This is a genomic window from Nocardioides sp., assembly GCF_047607365.1.
GTDB lineage: Bacteria > Actinomycetota > Actinomycetes > Propionibacteriales > Nocardioidaceae > Nocardioides.
In genome coordinates this window covers 1-9,325 of the sequence record NZ_JASGDD010000093.1, presented here as the reverse complement: position 1 = coordinate 9,325, position 9,325 = coordinate 1, and the positions used below count along the sequence as shown (strand labels likewise).

10 protein-coding genes are annotated in these 9,325 nt (G+C 72.8%); 6 read left to right on the top strand and 4 right to left on the bottom strand.

What is annotated here, in order from left to right:
* From QM572_RS07195 to QM572_RS07180, 4 genes are all read left to right on the top strand, one after another.
* The coding region (locus tag QM572_RS07195) for a response regulator transcription factor (RefSeq protein ID WP_415091528.1) at nt 1-377 on the top strand (377 nt) is incomplete at its 5' end.
* A gap of 61 nt (nt 378-438) precedes the next feature.
* The gene (locus tag QM572_RS07190) at nt 439-1,125 is read left to right on the top strand and encodes a hypothetical protein (protein WP_415091526.1); all 687 of its coding nucleotides are present in this window, start codon (nt 439-441) and stop codon (nt 1,123-1,125) included.
* A 78-nt stretch (nt 1,126-1,203) separates the two neighbouring features.
* Nucleotides 1,204-1,821, top strand: coding sequence for a malonic semialdehyde reductase (locus tag QM572_RS07185; RefSeq protein ID WP_415091524.1), 618 nt, complete (start codon nt 1,204-1,206; stop codon nt 1,819-1,821).
* Between the two features lie 117 nt (nt 1,822-1,938).
* Complete coding sequence (locus QM572_RS07180) at nt 1,939-2,526, top strand: YdeI/OmpD-associated family protein (RefSeq protein WP_415091522.1); 588 nt, start codon at nt 1,939-1,941, stop codon at nt 2,524-2,526.
* A 21-nt stretch (nt 2,527-2,547) separates the two neighbouring features.
* Here the strand turns inward: QM572_RS07180 and QM572_RS07175 are convergent, their stop codons facing one another.
* The 3 genes from QM572_RS07175 to mfd form a co-directional block, all read right to left on the bottom strand.
* On the bottom strand, nt 2,548-2,943 hold the full coding sequence (locus QM572_RS07175) for a MazG nucleotide pyrophosphohydrolase domain-containing protein (RefSeq protein ID WP_415091520.1): 396 nt from the start codon (nt 2,941-2,943) through the stop codon (nt 2,548-2,550).
* A gap of 1 nt (nt 2,944) precedes the next feature.
* The gene (locus tag QM572_RS07170) at nt 2,945-3,532 is read right to left on the bottom strand and encodes a DUF4916 domain-containing protein (RefSeq protein WP_415091530.1); all 588 of its coding nucleotides are present in this window, start codon (nt 3,530-3,532) and stop codon (nt 2,945-2,947) included.
* 157 nt (nt 3,533-3,689) lie between these two features.
* Nucleotides 3,690-7,217: a transcription-repair coupling factor gene (gene mfd, locus QM572_RS07165; protein WP_415091518.1), complete on the bottom strand. Its 3,528-nt coding sequence runs from the start codon at nt 7,215-7,217 to the stop codon at nt 3,690-3,692.
* Between the two features lie 122 nt (nt 7,218-7,339).
* Here mfd and QM572_RS07160 point away from each other — a divergent pair, with 122 nt between their 5' ends.
* Both QM572_RS07160 and QM572_RS07155 read left to right on the top strand, forming a co-directional pair.
* The gene (locus QM572_RS07160; RefSeq protein ID WP_415091516.1) at nt 7,340-8,266 is read left to right on the top strand and encodes a M15 family metallopeptidase; all 927 of its coding nucleotides are present in this window, start codon (nt 7,340-7,342) and stop codon (nt 8,264-8,266) included.
* Between the two features lie 10 nt (nt 8,267-8,276).
* Nucleotides 8,277-8,795 (top strand): hypothetical protein, encoded by a 519-nt coding sequence (locus QM572_RS07155; protein ID WP_415091514.1) that lies wholly within the window; start codon nt 8,277-8,279, stop codon nt 8,793-8,795.
* 9 nt (nt 8,796-8,804) lie between these two features.
* On the opposite strand, the gene QM572_RS07150 is transcribed toward QM572_RS07155, so the two are convergent.
* On the bottom strand, nt 8,805-9,325 hold a 521-nt coding region (locus tag QM572_RS07150; RefSeq protein ID WP_415091512.1), incomplete at its 5' end, for a lytic murein transglycosylase.

Sequence of the window (9,325 nt, the reverse complement as noted above, 5' to 3'; positions counted from 1 at the left end):
GGCAGCGACGCTGGGGGCACGCCCGGGACCTGCTCTCCGCAGCCGCCGCCCGCTTCCGCTCGCTCGGCGCGCCCGGCTGGGAGACCCGCGTCCTGCTGGAGCTGGGCCGCGTCGGGGGACGGACGCCGGCCGCGCGGACGTTGACCGCGAGCGAGCTCGAGGCAGCGCATCACGCCGCTGCCGGGCGCTCGAACAAGGAGATCGCCCGCGCCTGCGGGGTCGCGGTCCGCACGGTGGAGGATCAGCTGAGCAGCGCGTACGCCAAGCTCGGCATCCGCTCGCGGGTGCAGCTGGGCACCGCCCTCGCCGCCCTCGCCGCCCTCGGCGGCGCGGGTGGCGCGGGTGACGCCGAAGAGGCCGTGGACATCCACGATTGAGCGCCCCGCTCGCCCTCTCCTACGTTCGACGGACCATCGGACCGTCTCTCGGGAGAACCCCATGCTGTACACCGTCGCCCGCCTCCTCCGCGGCCAGGCCATCGCGCTCCTCGCTCTCTTCGTCGCGCTCTCCGGCGGCGCGTACGCCGCCAAGGTCGCGGCCAAGAACTCCGTCACGAGCAAGTCGATCAGGAACGGCGCGGTCCAGACCGTCGACCTCAAGGACAAGGCCGTCACCGGCGCCAAGGTCGCCGACGACACCCTGACCGGCGCCGACATCAGCGAGTCGACGCTCGGGCAGGTGCCCTCGGCCAGCTCGGCCCAGTCGGCGGCGACGGCCGCATCGGCGCAGTTCGGAGGACTCGCCTGGGAGGCGCCACGAGGGGTGTGCACCCCGCCGTCGACCACCGAGTACGCCGACTGCACCAGCGTCACCATTACCCTGCCGACCGCCGGACAGGTGATGCTGACCGGGAGCTTCGCACTCACGCACCGCAGCGACGACCAGTACGAGGCGGCGGCGCTGTGCGCCTACTCGGTCGCGGGCACGGTCGTCGGCGCCCCGGAGCGGTTCGGCAAGCCGGCGGGGACCATGCGGACCTCCTACCGCCACTACTACCCACTCGAGCAGCTGGTCGACGCTCCCGCCGGCACGAGCACCATCAAGCTGGTCTGCAAGGACTCGTACTACTCCCGGATCGACGACGCCACCTTCATCGCCCTCGCGGTCGCCACGCCGGTGAGCTGATCCAGCGACCGCGGGGTCGCGCTCACCGTGAGACCCGCGTCACGGAATAGACGAGTGGAACACTCGGTTTTTGCGGGCATGACCGAGACGATCCAGATCCACCGTCCGCAGCCGATCGACGACCAGGCCGTCGCCGACCTGTTCACCTCCGCACGGACGGTGTCCTACTTCTCGGACGAGCCGGTGAGCGACGAGCAGCTCGCCGCGATCTGGGACCTCGCGAAGTGGACGCCCACGGCGGCGAACACGCAGCCGCTGCGTGTCCTCTTCGTGACCACCCCCGAGGGCAAGGAGCGCCTGCTCCCGCACATCAACGAGAGCAACCGGCCCAAGGTCTCCTCGGCTCCCGCGACCGCGGTGCTCGCGATCGACCCGGAGTACTACGAGTTCATCCCCACGACGTTCCCGCACGCGGCGGCGCTGCGCGACACCTTCGCCAACGCGCCGGAGGTGGCGGCCGCCTCGGCCAAGATCTCGGCGGGGCTGCAGGGCGGCGGCTTCATCTACGCGACCCGGGCCGTCGGCCTCGCGGCCGGTCCGATGACCGGCTTCGACGCCGCGGGGCTCGACGAGGAGTTCTTCGGCGAGAACGGCTGGAAGTCCTTCCTCGTCGTCAACATCGGCCAGCCCGCCGACAACGCCCACCTCGGCCGCCTGCCGCGCGTGCCGGAGGAGAAGGCGACGCTCTTCGTCTGAGGGCGCGACCGCTTCGTGCGGCTCCTGCCCGCGACACGCCGACGCGGTCGGCGTGTCGGCCCCGTTCAGCGCATGTCGTGGCTGACCTGATCAGCCGGTCGGCGTACGTTGGCCGGCATGGTGCTGTCCGGTGAGGAGCTGCTGCTGCCGGACGCCGCCGCATGGCGGGCGTGGCTCTCCGAGCATCACGCCGGCGTCGCCGCGGTGTGGCTGGTGCTGAGCCGCAAGGGCGGCACCGTCACGGCGCTGGACTACGCGGGCGTGCTCGACGAGGCGCTGTGCTTCGGCTGGATCGACGGCCAGACCCGTCGGCGGGACGACCAGACCACCTTCCAGCGGTGGACGCCGCGCGGTCCCCGGAGCCGCTGGTCGGCGATCAACGTCGGCCACATCGCCCGGCTCGAGGCGGAGGGCCGGATGGAGCCTGCCGGCCGGGCCGCGGTGGAGGCGGCGAAGGCCGACGGGCGCTGGGAGGCGGCGTACGCCGGATCGGCGACGGCCGAGATGCCGGTCGATCTCCTGGCGGCCATCGAGGCGGACCCGGCCGCCGCGGCGACGTACGCGACCCTCAACGCCCAGAACCGCTACGCGCTCTACCACCGGCTGACCGCGATCCGGACCGAGGCAGCCCGAGCGCGGCGGATCGAGGCGTTCGTCGCCATGCTCGCCCGGGGCGAGACGCCCCACCCCCAGGCCCGCGGCTGATCCGGCGCGCAGCCGGGAGGTTCAGGAACGCTCGGCGGCCTTCGCGGCCTGCCAGAGCTCCTCGATCTCGTCGACGGTGTACGGGCCTCCGGCGGCGACGGCGGGATCGAAGACGTGCGGGTTGCGGCGGCGCATCTTGGCGATCAGCCCGCCGATGACGTCGTCCATCGTGAAGGCGCCCGCCTCCTCCGCGATGGCGGCGTGGAAGTAGACCTGGAGCAGCAGGTCGCCGAGCTCCTCGGCGAGGTGCGCGGAGTCTCCCTCCTCGATCGCCTCGAGCACCTCGTCGGCCTCCTCGCGGAGGTGCTTGGCGAGCGACTCGTGCGTCTGGCCGGCCTTCCACGCGCAGCGCTCGCGCATGGTGCGCATCATGGCGAGGAACTCGACGAGCCCCTCTCCCGACGCGCGCTCGGGCATGTCAGATGGCACCGACGTGGTGCAGCAGCTGGCGCAGCAGGGAGGAGCGCCCGCCCTCGAGCTCCTCGGCGAAGCCCTCGGAGACGGCCTCCTCCGGCGAGACCCACGAGATCTCGAGCGCGTCCTGGCGGGGGTGGCACTCGCCGGTCACCGGCACCACGAAGGCCAGCGCGACGGCATGCTGACGGGGGTCGTGGAACCGGCCGGTGGGCCACGGGAAGTACTCGGCGATCGCCGCCGGGATGGTCGTGGTCGGCAGCACCGGGAATGCGGTCGGGCCAAGGTCCTTCTCGAGGTTGCGCATCAGCGCGTCGCGCAGCTGCTCGCCGTGCAGCACGCGCCCCGAGACCAGGGAGCGGGTGATCCGGCCGGTCGTGGCCGAGCCGCGCAGCAGCAGTCCGACGGAGGTCACCCGGCCGCCGGCGTCGACGCGGACAGGCAGCGCCTCGACGTACAGCATCGGGACCCGGCCCCGGGTCGAGGCGAGGTCCTCCTCGCTCATCCAGCCCGGCTGGACGTCCCACATCTCCGGAGCGTTCCACCGCCGCTCGTCGGAGCCCTCGCCGAACTCGTCCCCGAATGCTTCCATCGTCACGGAGCGATCCTTTCAGATGGGTCTGCGGCGCGACGGGCGGAGTCCCCGGTTAACCGGTGACTCGGGAACTTCTCGGCCGGTGCACCCCCCGAGAAGTTCCACTCCTGCCTGGGCGCTGTGGCGCCAGGGGCTGATGGGGCGGGGGCGAGGATCAGGTAGCGGCGGGGTCGATCACGCTGTCGATGACTCCCCGCGCCCATTCCAGCAGGGCGATGCCGTCCAGCGGCTTGGCGGGGAAGCCGGAGGAGACCGGCCGCGGGACGAGGATCGTGTCCACGGCGTTCTTGACCAGCGACTTCGGATAGAGCCGCTGCAGGCGCACCTGCCTGCTCTCCGGCAGTACGACGGGGGCGAAGCGCACGTTCTTGCCGGCGATCGTCACCTCGGCCACGCCGGCCGCGCGGGCTCGCGCCCGGAAGCGGGCGACGAGCAGCAGCGAGAGGACGACGATCGGCAGGTCGCCGTACCGGTCCTTGAGCTCCTCCTCGATGGCATCGACGTCGTCATCCGAGCGGACCTCGGCCAGGCGCTTGTAGACCTCCAGCCGCAGCCGCTCCGACGGGATGTAGTCGTGCGGCAGGTGCGCGTCGACGGGCAGCTCGATCCGGACCTCGTTCAGCTCCGGCGCAGCGTCGCCCTTGAACTCGCTGACCGCCTCGCCGACGAGGCGCACGTAGAGGTCGAAGCCGACGTCGGCGATGTGGCCGGACTGCTCGCCGCCGAGCAGGTTGCCGGCGCCGCGGATCTCGAGGTCCTTCATCGCGATCGCCATGCCGCCGCCGAGGTCGGAGTGCTGCGCCAGCGTCGCGAGCCGCTCGTGGGCGGTCTCGGTGAGCGGCTTCTCCGGCGGGTAGAGGAAGTAGGCGTACGCCCGCTCGCGCGACCGCCCCACCCGGCCGCGCAGCTGGTGCAGCTGCGACAGCCCCAGCGCGTCGGCGCGCTCGATCACCATCGTGTTGGCGTTCGAGACGTCGAGTCCCGACTCGACCAGGGTGGTGCAGACGAGCACGTCGAAGCGCTTCTCCCAGAAGTCGAGCATCACCTGCTCGAGCTGCTTCTCGTTCATCTGGCCGTGCGCGGTGGCGACCCGCGCCTCGGGCACCAGCTCGCGCAGCTTGGCCGCCGCCCGCTCGATGGAGTCGACCCGGTTGTGGATGTAGAAGACCTGCCCCTCGCGCAGCAGCTCGCGCCGGATCGCCGCGATGACGGTGCGCTCCTCGAAGCCGCCGACATAGGTGAGAACCGGGTGGCGCTCCTCCGGCGGCGTGGTGATCGTGGACATCTCGCGGATGCCGGTGATCGCCATCTCCAGCGTGCGCGGGATGGGGGTGGCGCTCATCGAGAGCACGTCCACGGCGGTGCGCATCCGCTTGAGCTGCTCCTTGTGCTCGACGCCGAAGCGCTGCTCCTCGTCGACGATGATCAGGCCGAGGTCCTTGAACCGGATGTCCGGGTTGAGCAGGCGGTGCGTGCCCACGACGATGTCGACGGAGCCGTCGGCCATGCCGGCCATGATCTCCTTGCTCTCCTTGTCGCTCTGGAAGCGGCTGAGTCCCTTCAACACCACGGGAAAGCCCGACATCCGCTCGGCGAAGGTCGCGAGGTGCTGGGTCACGAGGAGGGTGGTGGGGACGAGTACGGCGACCTGCTTGCCGTCCTGCACGGCCTTGAACGCCGCGCGCACGGCGATCTCGGTCTTGCCGTAGCCGACGTCGCCGCAGATGAGCCGGTCCATCGGCGTCTCGCGGCGCATGTCCGCCTTCACCTCGTCGACCGTCGACAGCTGGTCCGCCGTCTCCTGGAACGGGAACGCGTCCTCGAGCTCGCGCTGCCACGGGGTGTCCGGCCCGTAGGCGAAGCCCTTGGTCGCCTGGCGCGCGGCGTAGAGCTTGATCAGCTCGGCGGCGATCTCGCGGACCGCCTTGCGGGCGCGCGCCTTCCGCTTGGACCAGTCGGCGCCGCCGAGGCGGTCGAGGCTCGGAGCCTCTCCCCCGACATAGCGGGTCACCTGGTCGAGCGCGTCGGCCGGGACGAAGAGCCGGTCCGGCGGGCCGTTGCGCTTGGAGGCGCCGTACTCGAGGACCAGATACTCCCGGGTCGCGCCGGCGACCTCGCGCTGCCTCATCTCGACGAAGCGCCCGACGCCATGCTGCTCGTGGACGACGTAGTCGCCGGGCTTGAGCTCGAGCGGGTCGATCTGCCTCTTGCGGCGCGCGGGCATCCGGCCCATGTCGCGGGTCGTGGTGCGCTGGCCGGAGATGTCCTCGCCGGTGAGCACGGCGAGCTGTGCCTCGTCGTCGACGAAGCCGTGGTCGAGCGTGCCGATCAGGACGTTGACCACGTCGCGGGTGATGACGTCGTCGGAGGAGATGATGCGGGCCGGGACGTCGTGCTCCGCGAGCACCTCGACGGTGCGGCTCGCCGGGCCGTGCGCGGGCTGGACGACGACGACGCGGTAGCCCGCCAGACGCCATTGGTCGAGGTCGTGAACGGCCTTGTCGATCTCGCCGCGGTAGGCCCCGGCGGCGCGGCCCTCGAGCGTGCGGACCGGCACGCCGGCCGTGTCGGCACTGAGCACGGCGGCGTCCTCGTCCAGCCCGAACGGCGATGTCGACCACCAGTCGACGCCGCGGGTGAGGGTGTGCTCGCGGACGTCCCCGAGATCCCAGTACGACGCCTTGCCGAGCACCGACGCGTCGATGGGTGCCTGGCCGCCCGTCGCGGCCGAGGCCCAGCTGGCGCCGAGGAACTCCTCGCTGGTGGCGACGAGGTCGTGGGCGCGACGGCGTACGCGCTCGGGATCGAGCACGAGGACCTGGGAGCCGGCGGGCAGCAGGTCGACCAGCAGCTCCATCTCGTCGACGAGCGCGGGCGCGAGCGACTCCATCCCCTCGGCCGCGATGCCCGCGGCGATCTTGTCGGTCAGCTCGAGCAGCTGGGGGTGCCTCTCGCCGAGCGCGGCGGCGCGCTCGCGGACCTCGGGGGTCAGCAGGAGCTCGCGGCAGGGCGGTGCCCACAGGCGCTCACGGGCCTCGAGGGTGCGCTGGTCGGCGACGCTGAAGGAGCGGATCTCCTCGACCTCGTCGCCCCAGAACTCCACCCGCAGCGGGTGCTCCTCGGTGGGCGGGAAGACGTCGACGATGCCGCCGCGCACCGCGAGCTCCCCGCGCTTCTCCACGAGGTCGACCCGGGTGTACCCGGCATCGGCCAGACGGCGTACGACGTCGTCGAGCTCGGCCGCCTGACCGGGCTGCAGCGCGACCGGCTCGAGGTCGCCCAGGCCCTTGACCTGCGGCTGGAGGACCGACCGGATCGGGGCGACCACGACCTGCAGCGCCGGCAGCCCGGGCTCCGGATGGACCAGCTGGCGCAGCACGGCCAGGCGGCGGCCGACCGTGTCGCTGCGCGGCGACAGCCGCTCGTGCGGCAGGGTCTCCCAGCTCGGCAGGTAGCCGACCCGGGCCGGGTCGAGGAGGCCGCGCAGGACTGCGGTGAGATCCTCCGCCTCCCGGCTGGTCGCCGTGACGGCGAGGACCACACGGCCCTGGTGCGCCAGGCCCGTGACCAGGAAGGGGCGCAGCGCCTCGGGCCCGGTCACGTCGAGGGTCGCGAGCTCCTCGGCGAGCACGGGCTGGAGGGTGGCGACGACGGCATCGCCGAGCGAGGCGAGAGGGGGCACACGAAGCTCCTGGGCAAGCACAAACGGCCCCGCGATCGGGAGGACCGGGGGTGGCTCCAGTCTAGTGGTCGGCGTCGGGACCGGGATCCCCATCCGGGCGGGGCTCTGGCTACGGTGGCAAGGTGAGGTGGAGGCGGGTGCTGGCGGCGATCGCGGTCGGGCCCCTTGCTCTCGCGGCTGCCGGGGGCTGTGGCGGGCGGGAGACCGACGCCCCGCCGGCGGCGTCCGGGGCGCCGGCGTCGACCGGAGCCCCCGCGTCGAGCACGACGACGACCGCGACGGCGACGGCGACGGCGACGGCGACGGCGACCCAGCCGAGCGCCTCCTCCACCCCGCGGGCCGGAAGCACTCCCCCGTCCTGGCTCGGCACGCGGGTGCTGCCGCAGGACGCCGACGGGGACGTGCTGGCGCAGACGACGCCGGCGGAGCTGCGGCGACGGGCGTTCACCCTGCCCGACACCGTCGCCGCCCTGCCCGGGACCGGCTTCGCGTCGCGGATCGCCGACCCGGCGCCGGCCGAGGTGATCGCCCGCTCGACGTGGTCGGCGGCGTGCCCGGTCGCCGCGGACGACCTGGCCTGGGTGCGGCTCACCTTCCACGGCTTCGACGGCGCCCGCCACACCGGGGAGCTGCTGGTGGCCTCGAGCCAGGCGAGGGCGATGGTGACGGCATTCCGGGCACTGTGGGAGCAGGACTATCCGATCGAGCAGATGCGCATCACGACCGTGGCCGAGCGCGATGCGCCGCCGACCGGGGACGGCAACGACACCGGCGCCTTCAACTGTCGTCCGGTGAGGGGCGAGACGACGTGGTCGCAGCACGCCTACGGCCTCGCGGTGGACGTCAACCCGTTCCAGAACCCCTACGAGCGCGGCGACGTGGTCCTCCCGGAGCTGGCGCGCTCCTACCTCGATCGCGACCGCCTCCGGCCGGGGATGATCGAGCCGGGCGACGCGGTCGTCCGGGCGTTCGCCGCCGTCGGCTGGGAGTGGGGCGGCGCCTGGAGATCCTTGAAGGACTATCAGCATTTCTCTCTGCGGAACCGCTAGCGTCCGGCTCGTGTTCGAGAAGATCTACCGCCGACGCCAGCGACTCTCGCCCGAGGACGCGGCCAGCCGGATCACGGCGTACGTCTACGGCAACATCCTCGCCCTGAGCAGCCTGGTGCCGCTCACGAGGGACGACGCGGAGAGCGGCCAGAGCTTCTGGATCGTCGCGGGCACGTCGTTCGCGATCTTCCTCGCCCATGCCCTGGCCGAGTCCGCCGGCCGGCGGGCCCGCACCGGCGCGACCCTGACCCTGCGCGACCTCGCGGAGGAGCTGCGCGACTCGGTCCCCGTGCTCACCTCCGGACTGGTCCCGGCGCTCATCCTGCTGGCCGCCTGGTGGGGCGACGTCCCGGGGCATCTCGCCCAGATCGCCGCGTCGGGCTACGTCCTGGTCCGGCTGGCCGTGACCGGTCTCGTCATCGGCCACATGCGCGGCGAGCGGCCCTCCCCGCGCACCTTCCTGGTCGGGCTGCTGCTCGCCGCCGCGGGGACCGGGATCACCGCGCTCAAGCTCGCCGCCGGGCACTGAGGCTGCTCGTCAGCCGGTCCGCTCGGCGTAGGCCTGTGCCGCGGCGTAGACCTGGGTGACGTACTCGGCGGAGTGGTTGTAGCTGAAGATCGCCGCCGACCAGGCCGATGCCGTGGTCAGCGGGCCGGAGGCGCAGAGGTAGCGCGCGGCCGCGAGCGCCGCGTCGTCGATGTCCTGCGGGTCCGCCCGGCCGTCGCCGTCGGCGTCCGCGCCCCACGTCGACCAGGTCGACGGGATGAACTGCAGGGGGCCGTAGGCGCGGTCGAGCTCGCCGAGGGGGATGCCGGTGATCGGGGCCGAGGGCACGCCGTCCTCGCCGAGGGTGCGGCCGTCGAGCGTGCCGTGCTGCGACTCCACCCACCCGATGCCGGCGAGGGTGGTCCAGCCCAGGCCGCAGCCGGCGGGCGAGGCGAGCTGCGCGTCGGCGTACGCGCGCATGGCGACGACGGGGATGCCCGCCTTCGCGGCCGTCGCCGCCACCCAGGCGGGGTCGGCCGAGGCCGTCGCGGTCGCGTCGGCGGACGGCTCGC